Origin of the sequence: Sorangium sp. So ce1036 (assembly GCF_051369805.1) — a bacterium.
In the GTDB taxonomy this organism is placed as follows: domain Bacteria; phylum Myxococcota_A; class Polyangia; order Polyangiales; family Polyangiaceae; genus Sorangium; species Sorangium cellulosum_F.
The window spans coordinates 9,359,867-9,376,360 of the sequence record NZ_JBBMOX010000001.1; the positions used below are offsets into that span (position 1 = coordinate 9,359,867).

The 16,494-nt window shown below is 72.3% G+C and carries 16 protein-coding genes; 10 read left to right on the forward strand and 6 right to left on the reverse strand.

Annotated elements, in window-relative coordinates; translation table 11 throughout:
* Positions 1 to 39 precede the first annotated feature (39 nt).
* From WMF31_RS35135 to WMF31_RS35175, 9 genes are all read left to right on the forward strand, one after another.
* Positions 40 to 294 (forward strand): hypothetical protein, encoded by a 255-nt coding sequence (locus WMF31_RS35135; protein WP_436606120.1) that lies wholly within the window; start codon positions 40 to 42, stop codon positions 292 to 294.
* Positions 291 to 743: a type II toxin-antitoxin system VapC family toxin gene (locus WMF31_RS35140; protein ID WP_436606121.1), complete on the forward strand. Its 453-nt coding sequence runs from the start codon at positions 291 to 293 to the stop codon at positions 741 to 743. Before WMF31_RS35135 ends, WMF31_RS35140 begins: the two co-directional genes overlap by 4 nt.
* A 41-nt stretch (positions 744 to 784) precedes the next feature.
* Positions 785 to 1,576 carry a precorrin-4 C(11)-methyltransferase gene (cobM, locus tag WMF31_RS35145; protein WP_129344563.1) on the forward strand — a complete coding sequence of 264 codons (792 nt, stop codon included), beginning with the start codon at positions 785 to 787 and terminating at the stop codon, positions 1,574 to 1,576.
* A complete protein-coding gene (gene cobO, locus WMF31_RS35150; protein WP_436606122.1) occupies positions 1,573 to 2,145 on the forward strand; it encodes a cob(I)yrinic acid a,c-diamide adenosyltransferase in 573 nt (190 codons plus the stop codon). The genes cobM and cobO overlap by 4 nt, the downstream gene beginning before the upstream one ends.
* Positions 2,145 to 3,689: a cobyrinate a,c-diamide synthase gene (locus WMF31_RS35155; protein WP_436606123.1), complete on the forward strand. Its 1,545-nt coding sequence runs from the start codon at positions 2,145 to 2,147 to the stop codon at positions 3,687 to 3,689. The genes cobO and WMF31_RS35155 overlap by 1 nt, the downstream gene beginning before the upstream one ends.
* On the forward strand, positions 3,686 to 4,261 hold the full coding sequence (gene cobU, locus WMF31_RS35160) for a bifunctional adenosylcobinamide kinase/adenosylcobinamide-phosphate guanylyltransferase (RefSeq protein ID WP_436606124.1): 576 nt from the start codon (positions 3,686 to 3,688) through the stop codon (positions 4,259 to 4,261). Before WMF31_RS35155 ends, cobU begins: the two co-directional genes overlap by 4 nt.
* Positions 4,258 to 5,214 carry a cobalamin biosynthesis protein gene (locus WMF31_RS35165; protein ID WP_436606125.1) on the forward strand — a complete coding sequence of 319 codons (957 nt, stop codon included), beginning with the start codon at positions 4,258 to 4,260 and terminating at the stop codon, positions 5,212 to 5,214. Before cobU ends, WMF31_RS35165 begins: the two co-directional genes overlap by 4 nt.
* Positions 5,211 to 6,749 (forward strand): cobyric acid synthase, encoded by a 1,539-nt coding sequence (locus WMF31_RS35170; protein WP_436606126.1) that lies wholly within the window; start codon positions 5,211 to 5,213, stop codon positions 6,747 to 6,749. Before WMF31_RS35165 ends, WMF31_RS35170 begins: the two co-directional genes overlap by 4 nt.
* Before the next feature lie 350 nt (positions 6,750 to 7,099).
* Complete coding sequence (locus WMF31_RS35175; RefSeq protein WP_436606127.1) at positions 7,100 to 7,975, forward strand: hypothetical protein; 876 nt, start codon at positions 7,100 to 7,102, stop codon at positions 7,973 to 7,975.
* A gap of 116 nt (positions 7,976 to 8,091) precedes the next feature.
* On the opposite strand, the gene WMF31_RS35180 is transcribed toward WMF31_RS35175, so the two are convergent.
* Complete coding sequence (locus tag WMF31_RS35180; protein ID WP_436606128.1) at positions 8,092 to 9,642, reverse strand: FAD-dependent oxidoreductase; 1,551 nt, start codon at positions 9,640 to 9,642, stop codon at positions 8,092 to 8,094.
* A 260-nt stretch (positions 9,643 to 9,902) separates the two neighbouring features.
* On the reverse strand, positions 9,903 to 10,967 hold the full coding sequence (locus WMF31_RS35185) for a DHH family phosphoesterase (RefSeq protein ID WP_436606129.1): 1,065 nt from the start codon (positions 10,965 to 10,967) through the stop codon (positions 9,903 to 9,905).
* A gap of 63 nt (positions 10,968 to 11,030) precedes the next feature.
* Between WMF31_RS35185 and WMF31_RS35190 the strand changes: the two genes are divergently transcribed.
* On the forward strand, positions 11,031 to 11,999 hold the full coding sequence (locus tag WMF31_RS35190) for a hypothetical protein (protein WP_436606130.1): 969 nt from the start codon (positions 11,031 to 11,033) through the stop codon (positions 11,997 to 11,999).
* Here the strand turns inward: WMF31_RS35190 and WMF31_RS35195 are convergent.
* The 4 genes from WMF31_RS35195 to WMF31_RS35210 all read right to left on the reverse strand — a co-directional run bounded on the left by WMF31_RS35195 (position 11,986) and on the right by WMF31_RS35210 (position 16,250).
* Positions 11,986 to 12,663 (reverse strand): hypothetical protein, encoded by a 678-nt coding sequence (locus tag WMF31_RS35195; protein ID WP_436606131.1) that lies wholly within the window; start codon positions 12,661 to 12,663, stop codon positions 11,986 to 11,988. The genes WMF31_RS35190 and WMF31_RS35195 overlap by 14 nt on opposite strands.
* 300 nt (positions 12,664 to 12,963) lie before the next feature.
* On the reverse strand, positions 12,964 to 13,551 hold the full coding sequence (locus WMF31_RS35200) for a hypothetical protein (RefSeq protein ID WP_436606132.1): 588 nt from the start codon (positions 13,549 to 13,551) through the stop codon (positions 12,964 to 12,966).
* Positions 13,552 to 14,286: 735 nt separating this feature from the next.
* Positions 14,287 to 15,024, reverse strand: a complete 738-nt coding sequence (locus tag WMF31_RS35205; protein ID WP_436606133.1) for a hypothetical protein — start codon at positions 15,022 to 15,024, stop codon at positions 14,287 to 14,289.
* Positions 15,021 to 16,250: an AAA family ATPase gene (locus tag WMF31_RS35210; protein WP_436606134.1), complete on the reverse strand. Its 1,230-nt coding sequence runs from the start codon at positions 16,248 to 16,250 to the stop codon at positions 15,021 to 15,023. Before WMF31_RS35210 ends, WMF31_RS35205 begins: the two co-directional genes overlap by 4 nt.
* Positions 16,251 to 16,494: the final 244 nt, after the last annotated feature.

Genomic DNA, 16,494 nt, shown 5'->3' on the forward strand with positions numbered 1-16,494 from the left:
TCTCAGGATGTCTTCCCCTCACAGTGCTAGGATCAGTCCATGCCCACCGCGACCGAGAAGGAGAGACGCGACGACCTGCATCGCCTGGTGGACGAGCTGCCGGAAGGTGAGGTCCAGGTTGCGCGCCGGTTCCTCGTCTACCTGCGGGACGTGGGGCGGAGCGAGCCCGTCCGCAAGGACCGCGGCGAGCCGAAGGGAAGGCTGCTCGACCTCAAGGGGCTTGGCCGCGAGCTCTGGCGCGGGGAGGACGCTCAGGCGTACGTGGACGCGATGCGGGACGAGTGGGATCGATGATCGCCAAGCTCGCCGGGGCCTCGCGCATCGCCATCGATACCGCCGCATTCATCTATTTCATGGAAGACCACCCCGTCTTCGGGCCGATCGTGGAGCCCCTGTTCGTGTCGCTCGATGAAGGACGCATGGCGGGCGTCTCGTCCGAGCTCACCTTGCTCGAGGTGCTGGTACGCCCCCTGGCCGAGCAACGTGAGGATCTCGCGAATGCGTACCGCCGCCTGCTGCTCGACAGTGAGTCGCTGTCCCTCCACCCCATCGACCGAGCGGTGCTCGAAGAGGCTGCCCGGATCCGGGCGCGCTACCGGTTCCGTTCTCCTGACGCCATTCAGCTCGCGACGGCCCGCCTCGCCGGCGTGGACGCGTTCATCACGAACGATGTCCGGCTGAGCTCGTTTGCAGGCGTTCCGGTGGTCGTCCTGGCAGATGCAGTGCACCCCTCGGGCGAATAACGTTCGGCTTATCCGACGCACGAAACGAAGAGAGAACCCCCATGCGCGTCTACATCATCGGCGCGGGCCCGGGCGATCCCGGGCTCATCACGGTGCGCGGCGCCGGGCTCGTCGCCCGCTGCCCCGTCGTCATGTACACAGGCTCCCTCGTCCCGCGGGAGATCGTCGCGTCCGCCCGGCCGGACGCGCGGGTCATCGACTCGTCCGGCATGACCCTCGATCAGATCGTGGAGGTCTTCGTCGAGGCGAGGGACGCGGGCCACGACGTGGCGCGCGTGCACACGGGCGATCCGCTCCTGTTCGGGTCGACCGCCGAGCAGATGCGGCGGATGGATGCGCTCGGGATCCCGTACGAGATCATCCCGGGCGTCTCGTCGTTCACCGCGGCGGCGGCGGCGCTCGGGCGAGAGCTCACGCTGCCCGAGCTCTCGCAGACCGTCATCCTGACGCGCGCCGAGGGGCGCACGCCGGTGCCACAGGCCGAGCGGCTCGAGGAGCTCGCGAAGCACCAGGCGACGCTCTGCCTCTTCCTGAGCATCACGCTGCTCAAGGACGTGACGGCGCAGCTCATCCCGGCCTATGGCGCCGATTGCCCGGTCGCGGTGGTGCACAAGGCGAGCTGCCCCGATCAGAAGATCGTGAGGGGCACGCTCGCCGACATCCGCGAGAAGGTGCGCGCCGAGGGGATCAAGAGCCAGTCGATGATCCTGGTGGGCCGCGTGCTCACGTCCACGGATTTCGCCGACTCGCGGCTCTATGATCCGGAGTTCAGCCACCGGTTCCGCAAGGCGGAGAAGCCCCGGGCCCCGCGCCCGGCCGAGGAGGGTTCGTGAGCGCGGAAGAAGGCTCGGGGGCGGGCGCGCAGGGCGCCTCGGGCGCGCCGTCGAGGCGAGGGCTCGTCATCGTCTATACCGGCCACGGCAAGGGCAAGACCACGGCCGCGCTCGGGATGGTGTTCCGCGCGCTCGGCCGCGGCATGCGCGTCGCCGTGGTGCAGTTCATCAAGGGGAAGTGGAAGACGGGAGAGCGGCTGTTCGCCGAGACGATCCCCGGCCTCACCTTCCTCGTCATGGGGCGCGGCTTCACGTGGGAGAGCGACGACCTCTCCCGGGACAAGGCGGCGGCGCGCGGCGCGTTCCAGGAGGCCATGGCGCTCATCGGGAGCGGCGAGCAGGACATCGTCGTGCTCGACGAGATCACGTATGCGCTCAATTACGGCTTCGTCGCCCAGGACGAGCTGCTCGCGGCGCTGCGCGCGCGGCCCGCGCACGTGCACGTCGTGATCACCGGCCGGAACGCGCCGGACGAGCTCGTCGCGCTGGCCGACCTCGTGACGGAGATGCGGTCGGTGAAGCACCCGTTCGACCAGGGACAAAAGGCCCAGATCGGAGTCGATTTCTGATGTCCCCGAGGTCCCGGTCCATCCCCCGGCTGGTCGTCGCCGGCACCGCGAGCGGCGTGGGGAAGACGACCGCCACGGTGGCGATCGCGCGCGCGCTCCGCGCCCGCGGCCTGCGCGTCGCCCTCTTCAAGTGCGGCCCCGACTACCTGGATCCGACGTACCACGCGCGCGCGATCGCCGCGACGTCGCACAACCTCGACGGCTGGATGATGGGCCGGGACGCGGTCCTGTCGACGTTCGCGGCGGAGGCGGCGGGCGCCGACGTGGCGCTCATCGAGGGCGTGATGGGGCTGTTCGACGGCGCGAGCCCGACCGGCGAGGAGGGCTCCACGGCGGAGATCGCGAAATGGCTCGGCGCGCCGGTCGTGCTCGTGGTCGACGCGTCCGGCATGGCCCGCAGCCTCGCGGCGCTGGTGCAGGGCTTCGCGCGGTTCGACCCGGGGCTCTCGGTCGCCGCGGTCGTGTGCAACCAGGTCGGCAGCCGCGGCCACCTCGATCTGCTGCGGCAGGCGCAGCGCTCGCCGCCCGTGCTCGGCGGCCTGCCGCGCGACGAGGCGCACAGCTTCCCCGAGCGCCACCTCGGCCTGCGCACGGCCGACGAGGCCGCGCTCCCGGAGGCGCGCTTCGAGCACTGGGGCGCGCAGGCCGAGGCGTGGATCGCGCTCGACGCGCTGCTCGAGATCGCGCGCGGGGCAAGGGAGCTGCCGGAGACGGCGACCGTGGCCGCGGTCGCGATGGGGGACGCGGCGGGAGCCGCGGAGGCGCCGGGAACGGCGGCGCCGGCGGGCGGGGCGCGCGCCGGGGCGCGGCCGCGCGCGCGCCTCGGGATCGCGTTCGACGAGGCCTTTCACTTCTACTACGCGGACAACCTGCGCCGCCTCGAGGCCGCGGGGGCCGAGATCGTGCGGTTCTCGCCGCTCCGCGACGCGCGCCTGCCCGACGTCGACGGGCTCTACCTCGGCGGGGGCTACCCCGAGGCGCACGCCGAGGGCCTGGCCGGGAACGCCGCCCTGCGCGCCGAGATCCGCGCGTTCGCGGATCGCGGCGGGCCGATCTACGCCGAGTGCGGCGGGCTCATGTACCTGACCGAGGCGATCCGCACCCTGGAGGGGCGCGCGCATCCGATGGTGGGGCTCGTGCCGGCGGAGGCGGTCATGTGCGAGAAGCTGCAGGCGCTCGGCTACGTCGAGGTCGAGACGCAGGCGCGCACGATCCTGGGCGCGGCGGGGCTCCGCTTCCGCGGCCATCAGTTCCGCTACTCCGAGCTCCGCGCCGCGCCCGCCTCCGCGCCGCCGCCGCTGCCGCCGCCGCCGCCGCCCGACCCGGCCTCCGCGCCCCCTGCCCCGGCCTCCGCGGCCGCGCCCTTGCCGATCGAGCACGCCTACTCGATCCGGCGCCGGCGGGGCGGTCAGGTCGCGCGCGAGGGGTACGCGACGCGCAACGTCCTCGCCTCGTATGTGCACGCGCACTGGGCCTCGAACCCGCTCGTGCCCGAGGGGCTCGTGGCGAGCGCCGCCGCGCACCGGGAGGAGCGGGCGCGATGAGCGGCCACGGCGCGGCGCCCCGGCGGGTCGCCCTCATCGGCGGCGGCGTGCGCTCCGGCAAGAGCGCCTTCGCGCTCTCGCTCGCGCGCTCGCTCGGCGAGCGCCGCGCCTTCATCGCGACCGCCGAGCCGTTCGACGACGAGATGCGGGCGCGCATCGACGCCCACGTCCGCGAGCGCGGCGACGCGTTCGCCACGCTCGAGGAGCCGATCGCGCTGCCGGAGCGCGTCGCCGCGCTCTCCGGCGCCGTCGACGTCGTCGTGATCGACTGCCTCACGCTCTGGCTGTCGAACCTCCTGCTCCGCGACGAGCCGGAGGGCCGCATCCAGGAGCGCATCGAGGCGCTCGCCGCCGCCGTCGAGGCGGCTTCGCCCCACGTCGTCCTCGTCTCGAACGAGGTGGGCATGGGCGTGGTCCCCGAGAGCCGGCTCGGCCGGGTGTTCCGCGACGTCGCCGGGCGCGCGCACCAGCGGCTCGGCCGCTCGGCGGGCGAGCTCTACGTGGCCGTGATGGGCGCGATCCTGCGCCTGCGCCCCGGCCCGGTCGCGGTCGTGGGCGAGGACGCGCGATGACGGCCGCGGCCGCGCTGCTCGTGGCGGTCGCGCTCGACCTCGCCTGCGGCGAGCCGCCCGCCGCCGTCCATCCGGTCGTGTGGATGGGCAACGCGATCAACGCGCTGAAGCGCCGCGCCCCGGCGGGCGGCCGCGTGGCGGAGCTGCTCTTCGGCGCGCTCATGGCCCTCGCCGTCCCGTGCCTGTTCGCGGCGCTGGGCGCCGGGCTCGCCGCGCTGATCGCCCCGCACCCGGTCCTCTCGTTCCTCCTCTTGGGGCTGCTCCTCAAGCCGACGTTCGCCCTGCGCGCGCTCCGCGACGCGGCGCTCGGCGTGCGCGACGCCCTCGCGGCCGGCGACGTGCCGGCGGCCCGCGGCGCCCTGCGGAGCCTCTGCAGCCGCGACCCGTCCGAGCTCGACGAACCCGCGCTCGTCGCCGCGTCGATCGAGTCGGTCGCGGAGAACGCGTCGGACAGCTTCGTCGCGCCGCTCTTCTACTTCGCCCTGTTCGGCCTGCCCGGCGCGCTCTTCTACCGCGCCGTGAACACGCTCGACGCGATGGTGGGCTATCACGGCCGCTACGAGCACCTCGGCAAGGCGTCGGCGCGGCTCGACGACGCGCTGAACTTCGTGCCCGCGCGGCTCACCGCGCTCTTCCTGCTCGCCGCCGGCTGGCTCCGCGGCGCGGACGTGCGCCGCGGCCTCGCGGTGCTGCGGCGCGACGGCGGCCTCACCGAGAGCCCGAACGCCGGCCGGCCGATGGCGGCCATGGCCGGGCTGCTCCGGGTCGAGCTCGAGAAGCGCGGGCACTATCGCCTCGGGGATCCGGTCGAGCCGCTCCGGCGGGAGCTCATCGACGAGGCGTGCCGGATCGTGGTGCTCGCGGCGCTGCTGTTCGCAGCGCTCGCGGCGGTCGCGGCGGGCGCCGGGGGCCTCGGCGGCGCGGCCGCCTTCTGGGAGGAGCTTTCACGATGACAGCGCTCACGGTGATGGTGCAGGGCACCGCGTCCTCGGTCGGCAAGAGCCTGCTCTGCGCGGCGCTCTGCCGGATGTTCCAGCGGCGGGGCCTCCGGGTCGCGCCGTTCAAGGCGCAGAACATGGCGCTGAACTCGTTCGCGACGCTGGACGGCGGCGAGATCGGCCGGGCGCAGGCGGTGCAGGCCGAGGCGGCGCGGGTCGCGCCGACGGTCGACATGAACCCGATCCTGCTCAAGCCGGAGGGCGACTCGCGCTCGCAGGTGGTCGTCCTCGGCAAGCCGATCGGGAGCCTCCACGCGCGCGACTACTTCGCATTCCGGGGGGAGCTCAAGGACATCATCGCCCGCTCGCTGGGCCGGCTGCGCGAGGCGCACGACGTCGTGGTGATCGAGGGGGCGGGCAGCCCCGCGGAGATCAACCTGAAGGACCGCGACATCGTGAACATGCACGTCGCGCGGGTCGCCGACGCGCCGGTGCTGCTCGCCGGCGACATCGATCGCGGCGGTGTGTTCGCGGCGCTGGTCGGGACGATGGCGCTGCTCGATCCGGACGAACGAGCGCGCGTGGCCGCGTTCGTGATCAACAAGTTCCGCGGGGATCTGCGGCTCCTGGAGCCGGGGCTCGGGATGCTCACCGAGCGGACGGGGGTGCCGGTGCTCGGCGTGGTGCCTTATCTGAAGCAGCTCCGCATCGCGGACGAGGACTCGGTGGCTCTGGAGAGCCGGCGGCGGCGGGGCCCGGCGGGGCCCGGGCAGGTGGACATCGCGGTGATCCGGCTGCCGCGGATATCGAACTACGATGACGTCGAGCCGCTGGAGCACGAGCGGGACGTGGTGGTGCGGTTCATCGAGCGGCCGGACGAGATCGGCGGCGCGGACCTGGTCGTGCTCCCGGGGACGAAGAGCACGATGGCCGATCTCGCATGGCTGCGCGCGACCGGCCTCGCGGAGGCGGTCGCGGCGCGCGCGCGGCAGGGCGGGTGGACGCTCGGGATCTGCGGCGGCTGCCAGATGCTCGGCGGCGCGATCGAGGACCCGGAGGGCGTGGAGTCGGCCGAGCGGGAAGCGCGGGGGCTGGGGCTCCTCGACGTGTGGACGCGGTTCGAGCGGGCGAAGACGACAGCGCAGGTCCGGGCGCGGATCGCGGGCGGCTCGTTCCTGGGCGCGGCGGGCGCGGCCGAGGAGGAGCTCGCCGGCTACGAGATCCACATGGGCCGGGTGGAGCGCACGGGCGGCGCGGCCGCGGCGTTCGAGATCCGGACGCGGAGCGGCAGGGCGGAGGCGGCGCTCGACGGGGCCGTGTCGGCGGACGGCGCGGTGGTGGGCACGATGATCCACGGGATCTTCGAGAACGACGGCCTCCGGCGCGCGTTGCTCACGGCCCTGCGCGAGCGGAGAGGGCTCCCTGCGCCCGCGGGCGGGCCGGCGATCCCGGGCCGGCACGAGGAGTACGACCGGCTCGCCACGGCCGTGGAGGCGAGCCTCGACCGCGCGCTGCTCGACCGCATCGTGGGGCTGGACCGGCGGGACTGAGCGACGCCGGCGCCACGCGGGCTCGTTCGCGCGGCTCGCCTGCTCCGGTGGGCGTGCGAGCAGAGGGCTCACGCCATCTTGCGCGGAGTCCTCGGATCCCATCTCGACAGGATCACTTCACGCCAGCCATCGCGCCGATGACGCGCGCTCGCGTTGCGCGGAGAGGCCAGCTCCCATCTCAAAATCCGCATCAATCAACGCCTCTATCGACATCTCTCACCCAAGTTACAGAGAGGAGCCGGCTCCAGCCTCAAAAAGAGCGAATTCCCACGGACACGCTCATCATTTTCCCCGCGCGACAGCCCCTCATTTCGCTTGCGCAACCCGCATATCCGACACACACAACGGGCGTGTCGAAACGGCGCACGGCATGGCACTTCCTGTTCGGGATTCACCTCCGCCGACACGGCTCTCCCGATTTCGAGATCCATGACGAGGTCTCCCTCTCGGACGAGCCGCTGCGGATGGACTTCATGGTGCTCCGCAGGACCCGCGCGAAGGAGCCGAGCGTCTCGCCGCGCACGACGCTGCGGCGGCTCTGGCAACGGTTGTCGCTCGTCACGGTGGTCGAGCTGAAGAGCATCGGCCGCCCCTACCGCACCGACGACCTCGACCGGCTCTGGAGCTACGTGCACCTCTGCCGCATCGACGAGAAGAACCGTCCCTCGCGGCGCTCCGATCTGCGGGCGGTGCTGATCGTGCCTGCCAGGACGCCGGCGTTGCTCGCGGACGTGGACGAGATGGGCCTTCGATGGAAGAATCTGGGCGGAGGCTACTGGCGGCTGCGCGGCGGGCTGTTCTCGCTTTACGTGGTAGAGATCGATGTCGTTTGTGAACAAGAGGACGACGACCACCTCCGGGCCTTCGCTCACCAGCCTCAGCGGACCTCGGAGGGGCGACAGTTCTGGGCGCGGCTGGTCGGCTCGCAGGAGGTGGGAATGGAGTTGCAGGAGATGGAGGATTACGACGAGGTGATCCAGAAGCTGCTGAACTCGTTGACGCCGGAGCAGCGCCTCGCAGGGCTCGCGCCCGAGCAGCGCCTCGCAGGGCTCGCGCCCGAGCAGCGCCTCGCAGGGCTCGCGCCCGAGCAGCGCCTCGCAGGGCTCGCGCCCGAGCAGATCGTGGCGGCGCTGCCCGATGCGGTGCTTCAGGCCCTGCCCGACGACTACCTCGCGACGCTCCCCGAGCCGGTACGCAGCGCCGTCCGCAAACGCCTGGGGCGCTGAGCAGGGGGTGGGTGCTCCGCGAGTAACTCGCCAGAAAGGTTGATTGGACTACGCCAGCTCGGGGAAGAAGCGTCCGCGCATCCGCTGGCGTCGAATCCTCGGTCCCCCTGGCTGCGTCATGCGCGGGTCTCGCCTGCGCGCGGCCGCGGGGCCCTCGTGGCCCCGGTCTGATCGCCGGCGATCCGCGCGAAATAGGGTGTCAGGCGCGCCCGCGTCGCCGGATCGCTCCTGTGGAGCGGCTCGTTCGCAGAGCGCGCGCGGTCGGCCGCGGACATGAGCGCATGCCGGACGGAGTGACCGAGCACGGCGCGCATCGCCGAGGGTGCGAAGCAGATGCCGAGCCCTCGCATGAGGTGCAGGACGAGCAGCCACCTACCGTAGATCTCCGTGTCGTACGCCGACATCTCCTCGAGCTTTCTATTGTACCACCTCATGGCGCCGAACCAGAACGGCCTCTCGCCCTGCGCCTCGGGGAACAGCAGATCCTCCGTCGTGGCCAGCCGCCACGGCAGATCCGTCACCGAGGCGAGCTCGCGCTGAAAGCACCGGGCGAGGCCGCGCACGTCTCCCCTCGCCTGCTCGCGGAGGCAGCGTGCGAGCGCGCTCGCGCCGAGGCACGCCACGCTCATTCCCTGCCCGAAGATCGGGTTGAAGACGCAGGCGGCGTCGCCGAGGACGAGGAAGCCCTCCAGGTGGCGGTGCATGCGCTCGAAATGGCGCCTCCGGTCCGCGGGAAATCGATAGACCGCCGGGACGGTCAGCGGCTCGGCGTCCTTGATGAGCTCGTGGAGCTCGGGCCGCGCCAGGGCGCGCGAGAACGCGACATACCCGGCGTCGTCGAGCGGCGGATGCTCGCGGAGATAGCCGCTGAGGGACACATACCACAGGCCCCCCTCGACGCTGCACAGGAAGCCCGCTCGCTTCTGCTCCGGCGGGCGCGGGTAGATGACCAGGAACAGCGGCCTGCGCCGGTCGCGCTCGGGAGGTCGGTAGATCCTGGACACATAGGCGATGTCGATCTCGACCTTGCTCTCGGGTGGCCTCGCATGACCGGCCGCCTCCAGCCACTGCGGCGCCCGCGAGCCACGCCCGCTCGCGTCCACGACGAGCTCCGCAGGGAGCTCTCCCGACCCGCTCCCCGGGCGCTCGACGTGAACGCCGGTGACCCGGGCGCCGTCTGCGCTCAGACGCAGGCCGGAGGCGGTCGTCTCGTCCAGGATCTCGACGTTCCGGAGCGCGCGCACGCGCTGGCGAACATGATGCTCCAGGAACGCACGGCTACACTGGACGAGCGGGATGCCGCTCGCGAACTGCACCTTCCAGACGCCGGAATGATACCAGGTGAGCTGCTCGCCGAAATCGCGCAGGAGCGCGCCGTCTTCGGTCATCTCCTCCACGATTCCCGGGAACATGCCGCTGAGCACGTCGAGGCCGGCGCCGAGCAGGACGTGGACGTGGCGCCCTTGCGGTACGCTCGTCCGGGGCTCTGGCGAGGCCGGGAGGTGATCGCGGTCCACGATCGTGACGCGCTCGAAGTGCTCTGTCAGGACCCTCGCCGCGACGAGCCCGGCCATGCCCGCCCCGAGGACGACGGCGTGCGCGCCCCGGAAGCCGCCCGCCTCATGCGCCGCGTCAAGGATGCCCCCGCGCGATCCCCTCGCTGCCATGGATGCCTCCGCACAACCGCTCTGCCCCCCGCCCAGCAAGAGGCCGTCAGATAGACGCGCCCGAGTCGAGCCCGGAAGGATCATGGGTCCTGGCGCTCGTGTCGTCATGACCGAGAGGATCGAGCACCGACACATCGAGCCGATCTCACGGCAGCACGGCGCTTCGCCTCGCGAAGCTTCCTCTCCGCGCGCGGGGACGGACGAGCTCTGGCACCGCTGCTCGCCCCGACGACCGCGCCCCGTGGGACCGGCCGCCCCGCTCACGCCGCCGCTTCGCCCGCGGCCTCGCCCTGGATGCGCCGGAGCAGCTCGTCGAACACCGCCGCGTCGACGATGCCGCCGGTCGCGCGGTCGTGGCCCGCCGCGAAGTCGGGGCCGGCATCGGGCAGGAGCGCGGACAGCGCCGCCCGCAGATCGAGCGGCCGGCGCGAGCGCACCGAGAAGTGCACCCGGCCCGGCACGTAGCCCCGGTTCGCGACCAGGACGATCTGGTCGGCGAGCCGTCGCGTCCACGCGCTCGCCACGGGGCCGTGGATCCGGTACGGCTCGTCGAGCTGGATGACCGCCCAGCGCCCGTGCACGCGCGGCGGCACGCGGATGGCGCGCCGGGTCGCGTCCGCCACCTCCTGCCGGAGCGCGCGGAGCCGGCCCGCTGCCTCGCCGCCGCCGCGCGCGAGGTCCGCGGGGCGCTCGGCCTCGAGCAGCGCCGCGAGCGCGACGCCCGCGTCGTGGGCCGCGGACCGGCCAGCGGCGTTCACCAGCGCGACCGCCTCGCGCAGCGCCCCGATCCCGTGCTCCCGGGCCGCCCCCGCGACGAGCGGGTGGCGGCGCGCGGCGTCGCCCAGATCGCCGAGCAGCCCCAGCGCCGCGAGCCACGCGCGCGGCGCGACGGGCGCGATCGGCGCGAGGAGCTCGTACGTGAGCGCGCTCGTCGAGGTCATGGGATCGCCCCCGAACGTGCTCACGAACGCCTCCACCTCGGGCGCCTGCGCCGGATCCACGCGGTGATGATCGACGATCAGCGTGGGCATCGCGAACGGCCGCCCCGGCCGAGATCCGGTGTCGAGCACCACCGCGAGCGCGGCGCCCGTCGCCTGCACGCGCGCGCCGAACGCCGGGCTGTGCACGTTCTCGCCCTTGTCCGGCGTCGCCGTGGCCACCTCGGCGCCGAGGGCGCGCGCGGCGAAGCAGGCGAGCGCGGCGGCCGACGTCCCGTCCGCGTCGGCGTGGTACACGACCGCCACGCGCGCGCCCCGCGCCCCGGCGCGGCAGAGGAGATCCCGCGCGGTCGAGCGGGCCTGATCCTGATCGGCAGCAGCGAACATGGACATGGAATAAATCGCTGCAACCCCGATGCCGGCGAGCCCATGACGACACACCCTGTCGTCATGATTCGACTCGGCTATGCCTGCCTGTCGCTCGGGATGCCGGAGCCCTCGATGAAGACCGCCCAGCTCGGGCGGTTCCTGAAGGGGCTGGTCGATCTCACGCCGATCTACAGGTACAACGCCGAGTACGTCCGGCGCTCTATCGTGCACTCGGCCGGCCTCGGGCTCCTCTCCTACCGGATCTCCAGCGATCTCTTTCCGCTGCTCGACATCGCGCCCGGGGCGCGCATGCTGGTGCCGGACCTGCGGTCTGTCCGGCGCGCGGCCGAGCGGTGCTGTGTGCACCTGTCGAATCATCCGAGCCAGTTCGTGGTGCTCTCCTCGCCGCGCGAGGAGGTGGTGCTGAACTCGCTCGCGGTCATGAACGACCAGGGCTGGGTCATGGATCTGCTCGGGGCGCGGGGCTCGATCACCCTGCACGGCGGCGGCGTCTACGGCGATCGCGACAGCACCGCGGTCCGGCTGCGGGAGGGCATCGCGCGGCTCACGCCGGCGGCGCTCTCGCGGCTCGCGCTGGAGAACGACGAGCGCGGCTGGACGGTGCCGGAGCTGCTCGAGGCGACGGGGGGAGAGGTACCCATCGTGTTCGACCACCTGCACTGGGCGGCGAACCCGCGCAGCGCGCCGTACGCGGTGGAGCTCGAGGGGGCCCTCGGCACCTGGCCGGCGGACCGGGTGCCCGAGCTCCACTACAGCGAACAGTGGGAGGGCAAGCCGGCGGGCGCGCACGCCGAGCACATCACCGGGCGCGGCCTGCTCCGCTTCTGCGAGGCGATCGAGGAGGCCTCGGGCGGCAGGGAGGTGGCGGTGATCGTCGAGGCGAAGCGGAAGGACCTCGCCGTCGTGCGCGCGATCGGGGAGCTGACCGGCCGGCAGCGGGCGCGGCTCGAGGCGCTCGCCCCGGGCAGCACGCGCGGGGTCGTGGAGTCGTCGGGGGGGCATCGCCCCTCGCGCGTCATCGCCTCGTGAACCGCATGTAGCTCGACATCGCCGAGGCGGTGACGTCGTCCGCCTGGAGCCGCGCCGACAGGCCGAGCGTCAGCGAGGAGCCCTGCGCGCAGAACGCCTCGCCCCTCGGGTCTCGGCCGTCGCGCGCGATCGTCAAGGTGGCACCGGAGACCGCCCAGGTGCCCGTCTCGGTCTCGGTGGTTTCCGACATGACCATGTCGCACACGCAACTCTCCCCCACGACGGCGCACCCCGCCGACTCGTAGTCCGAGTCGACTCGGTCCACACTCCTCTTCAGGAGGTCGTTCAGCCCCTCGCATGTGAGCGCCCCGCTTTCGAGAAAGGAGCATCCCGGAGGGTAGATCGACCGGCTCCTTCCCTTGGCCGTCATGGTCCTGACGAAGGTACCGTCGGCATGAAAGTCGATGGTTCCGCTCACCTCGACGCCGCTCGCGTCGGACTTCGCGTCGCAGTCCTCGAGGTGAGCCGCGGAGAGCGACGGATCGACGCACACGCCGTCGAGCGTCCACGAGCCGGTCGGATCGCCGCCGCAGGCCGCGACCTCCTCGCATGCTCCGTAAATGACGTTGCTGCCCCCCGGGCCGTCGCCCGGGCCGCCGCACGCGGACAACGCCGCCAGGGACAGGAAGACGAGAGCAGAGCATGTTCTCGCGCGTGCTTTCATGAGGTCTCCCGAAGAAGAATCACTCCTCCTCGCGGCCTCGCGGCCTTGGCGTCGCCAGCGTGGATGAAGAGGACACCGGCGATGTACGGCCGCCGAGCGCGGCAGCTTTCCTTCGCGGTCGTGGGACTCTTCGCCGTGGGCGCGGGCGACGGCAACTGGAGAGCACGGTCCGAGCGGACAGGCCGCGACGGCGGCCCCGCCGCGAAGCAGGGTTCCGACGCGACGATGAAGCGATGGCCGCGGTGGGGGGCGTGGCGCTCGTCGCGATGGCCGACGACGACGACGACGGCGCCTACGATGTCAGCGAGCGCTGCACTGCACGACGCAGACGGCCGTGGCGCCCTTCGCCCGCGCGCTCGATTCGCACGCCCGCTTCGCTTGCTGCGATGCCATGAAGCGGTCCTTCCCTCCGCCGTTGCCGAACACCATCTGGTAATTGCAGGCGCCCGCGAAGCCGCAGACGCGCACGGACGCGCTCGCCGTGCACCACCAGGACACCCCGCCGGTCGCGCTCCCGCTGCTGGAACCTGCGTTCGAGGCGCCCTCGCCCGGTGACGTGGGCGTCTGCCCGCCCGCCGATGACGGCGTCGGCGTCTCGCCCATCCCGTGATTGCCGGCGGGCGCCGGAGCATCGCCCGTGGCGCGCTCGCCGCTGGACGGGTTTGCGCCCACCGCCTCATCGGCATCCAGGTCGGGACGAAGCGGGGTGTTTGTCGACCGGGGCGGCGCGGGCAAGGCGCCGTCCGCGGTCGACACGCCGGAAGGCACGGCATCGACGACGGCGTGCTCCGGCGTCGCGCTCGCCACGACGTACGCCACGCCGCCGAGCACGACGAGGGCGCCCATGCCGAGCGAGAACAGCCCCCCCAGGACGAGGAGCACAATCACGACCGGCGGCAGGCCTGGTTTCGGACGCCGCGGAGGGGGCGGCGGTGGAGGGTAATACGGCGGTGGCTGAGGAGGGGGATAGTGAGGCGGTGACGGCGGACGGTACTGAGGATGCCCTGGACCGAACATCCCGCAGTCGTAGCTCAGTTGCGCCGTCCGCGCTGCGTGGGACAACCGCCCACGCTGTCGGCGGATGGCGGATCTCGCAGCGGAAGAGCTCGCTCGCACGCCGGCTTGCCGCGCGCTCGCGGCGACGCGCGCGTCGCGCCGACACGCTATCTCTCGTTGCAGTGCTCACGATGACCTCGCGGCGTTCGAGCTCGCGAAGATCACTCAATGGACGGCCCGAAGCCCGCGCGCCGCCAGAGCGACCAGGGGACCGCGGGGGAACGGCCGCGGATGATGGGGGCTCGAGACGACGAGACAGGCGAGCCGCCCCGCGATCTCGAACGTCGCGAGCGCCGCCGGCGCGCCGAAGGGCAGCGCCCTCTTCGCCCCTCGCGCGAGCCGTGCCGGCGGCGGCGCGAGGAGCCGGGCCCGGAGCGGCCCGCGACCCCAAGGATCCGTCGGACCGAGGCCGCTGTCAAGCCGTCGGCCCGGGGTGATGGGAGGAGGGGCGACGACCGGGAGCGACCGCGTCACCACAGCAGCGCTGGCCCGATCTGCCGCCACCCCAGCAGCGCTGGCCCGAGCTCCGCCAGGCGGGCCCGCTGCGCCTCGTCGTCGGCATCTACGTCACCGAGATCGAGAAGGATGAGCGCCCTTGGGCGCTGGGCGAGCGCCCGCGCTGCATGCGCGCGCGCTCCGGCGAAAATGGTCGTACGAACCGCTGCTCGCTTGCGGTGCGTTGGCCAAACCCAGCTTGCTCACCTCGGCGGCGATCCGGGGTGCGTCGGACTCGCGATACCCACGGAACCCGCGCTGGCCGCTCTTGACGTCGCTCGGCACCACGCGCCGCTTGAGCTCCTCCTTGGCGTTCCGGATCCTCCCGACGTTCTTTCCGACGTGATCGATCGGGCTGCGCCAGCTCGGGTTCGCGGCCTTCACCGCGTCGGGCCACAAGAACCACCACGCCTCCATCTCCCATGCCGGCGCGACGGCGTGGGCGTCGCAGCCCGCCGCCCGCAGGGCCGACTCGATCTGCTCGGCCACCCTCTCGTGGGCAGGCTCGACGTCATCGCAATCCTGGTGGGCGAAGACGCAGCTCACCTCGGCGCGCACGCGCTCGGCGTCGACGGCCTCCGCGATGCGCTGCGCGCGCTCCGGTACCTCCTCGGGGCGCGCGCCCTTGATCAGCACCAGCGGGTGTCGGCGCGTCTGGACGCGTCTCGCCAGAGCCGGGCAGAGCGCCTCGAGCAGGATCTTGATGCTCTCCCGATCATTCTCGTCCTCCCCGAAGACCAGCACGACAGAAGGGCGCTTCGCAGCCTTCTTGCCGCCACGCCCGGGCTGGTCCCGGGTGCGCCGGCTCAAGGCGTCCCCCCCAGCGTCCCGCTGAACCAGAGCTCCCCGAGGCCCATCTTCCCCGCCAGCTTCTTCTCGATCTTCCGAACCTCCTCCGGGTCCGCGGCAGGGATCAACGTTTCACCGCTCTCCTGGTCTCGCTCGCAGATGATGAGCTCGGAGGCACGCAGCCGGTTCACGAGGGCCGGCGAGTGGGTGACCACGAGAAACTGCGTCCGCGAGGAGGCGTCACGCAGCCGCTCGACCAGCCGGTCGAAGACGTAGGGGTGGAGCCCGTGATCGATCTCCTCGACGCAGGTGAGGCGCGGAGGGGCAGGATCGTAGATCATGGCCAGCAGCGCGAGCGCCCGGATGGATCCATACGACGCGTCGGCGAGCGAGGTGCGGCCACGGAGCGCGCGCTCCTCGAGCTCGACGGCGACGGCCTCCTCGGCTCCGCCCACCGGGCGGAAGTGGATGCGCTCGAGCCCCGGGATCATCGCGCGCGCGTCGTCCTCGAGGTCGCGGAAGAGGTCCGCATCTCGAGAGAGCTCGTGGAGGAAGGCCGCGAGGTTGCCGGCGTCGGGCTGGAGCTTCTCGCCATGTCCGAGCGCTGACGGCAACCGAGCTGCCGGCACATCGACGTCGAAGACGCGAAAGGTCGAGAAGAGGTCGGCAATCTTGCCCACCTGCTCACCGCCCCGCTCCGGCGCCAGGCGCGGCAGCGTGGAGAGGCCGAGCGACTCCTTCTGGAGCAGGTTCTCCGATTTTTGCTTCCCCTTCCGCGGTGCGTCCTTCGATGTGTCGTAGACGGTGAATTTGGTCCCGTTGATGGTCAGCCGGCGGCCGCTGCCCTGCGTCCTTTTGAATCGGAACTCCTCGTCGCGACGGAGGACGGCCATCGCCCGGCCACTCGGTCGCCGCAAGACCTTGCCCTCGCTGAATCGCAGCGTGTAGGCGTCCCGGGCCTTGTCGCTCGCATATCGGGTGACGATCGCCTCGACCGTGATCTCGACCGTGCGCGCCTGTGTCTGACGCGCACCGCCTCGGAAGGCGACATGCTCGAAGCCTCCACGCCTCTTGATGGCCGGACGGAGATCCTCGCGAACGGCATCGCCGAGGAACGCGATGAGGTCGAGAAAGTTCGACTTGCCGCTGGCGTTGGGCCCGACGAGGACGTTCAGCGGCTGGAGCTCCACCTCCACATCCCGAAGGCTGCGGAAGTTCTTGGCGCGGACTGTGGCCAGGGGCCGCATCGCGGCGAAGACTACCGCGCGCTCGGACGGCGTGGCCAGATGCAAGCGCGTCTCGATGGGCCCAGGTCCGGGTTTCCTGGCAGGCGCCAGAGCGCCGCAGCGGTGCGTGACGGCCTCCCTGCGGCGTAGGCAGCGGATGCGGTGAGGCCATCCCCGTAGCGGCCCGACCCAGGCTGGAGCTCGCTGAACGCCTGGGGCACATCGTCCCAGGCAGGCGGGGCTGCCCGGGGCAGCGCGCCGGGGC

What these genes read in the sequence shown, in the direction of transcription:
- cobU (WP_436606124.1), top strand. Translation starts at nt 3,686, where the DNA reads ATGAGCGGCCACGGCGCGGCGCCCCGGCGGGTCGCCCTCATCGGCGGC.
- WMF31_RS35185 (WP_436606129.1), bottom strand. Translation starts at nt 10,967, where the DNA reads ATGTTCGCTGCTGCCGATCAGGATCAGGCCCGCTCGACCGCGCGGGAT.
- WMF31_RS35135 (WP_436606120.1), top strand. Translation starts at nt 40, where the DNA reads ATGCCCACCGCGACCGAGAAGGAGAGACGCGACGACCTGCATCGCCTG.
- WMF31_RS35180 (WP_436606128.1), bottom strand. Translation starts at nt 9,642, where the DNA reads ATGGCAGCGAGGGGATCGCGCGGGGGCATCCTTGACGCGGCGCATGAG.
- WMF31_RS35170 (WP_436606126.1), top strand. Translation starts at nt 5,211, where the DNA reads ATGACAGCGCTCACGGTGATGGTGCAGGGCACCGCGTCCTCGGTCGGC.
- WMF31_RS35190 (WP_436606130.1), top strand. Translation starts at nt 11,031, where the DNA reads ATGATTCGACTCGGCTATGCCTGCCTGTCGCTCGGGATGCCGGAGCCC.
- WMF31_RS35140 (WP_436606121.1), top strand. Translation starts at nt 291, where the DNA reads ATGATCGCCAAGCTCGCCGGGGCCTCGCGCATCGCCATCGATACCGCC.
- cobM (WP_129344563.1), top strand. Translation starts at nt 785, where the DNA reads ATGCGCGTCTACATCATCGGCGCGGGCCCGGGCGATCCCGGGCTCATC.
- WMF31_RS35195 (WP_436606131.1), bottom strand. Translation starts at nt 12,663, where the DNA reads ATGAAAGCACGCGCGAGAACATGCTCTGCTCTCGTCTTCCTGTCCCTG.
- WMF31_RS35155 (WP_436606123.1), top strand. Translation starts at nt 2,145, where the DNA reads ATGTCCCCGAGGTCCCGGTCCATCCCCCGGCTGGTCGTCGCCGGCACC.
- WMF31_RS35210 (WP_436606134.1), bottom strand. Translation starts at nt 16,250, where the DNA reads ATGCGGCCCCTGGCCACAGTCCGCGCCAAGAACTTCCGCAGCCTTCGG.
- WMF31_RS35165 (WP_436606125.1), top strand. Translation starts at nt 4,258, where the DNA reads ATGACGGCCGCGGCCGCGCTGCTCGTGGCGGTCGCGCTCGACCTCGCC.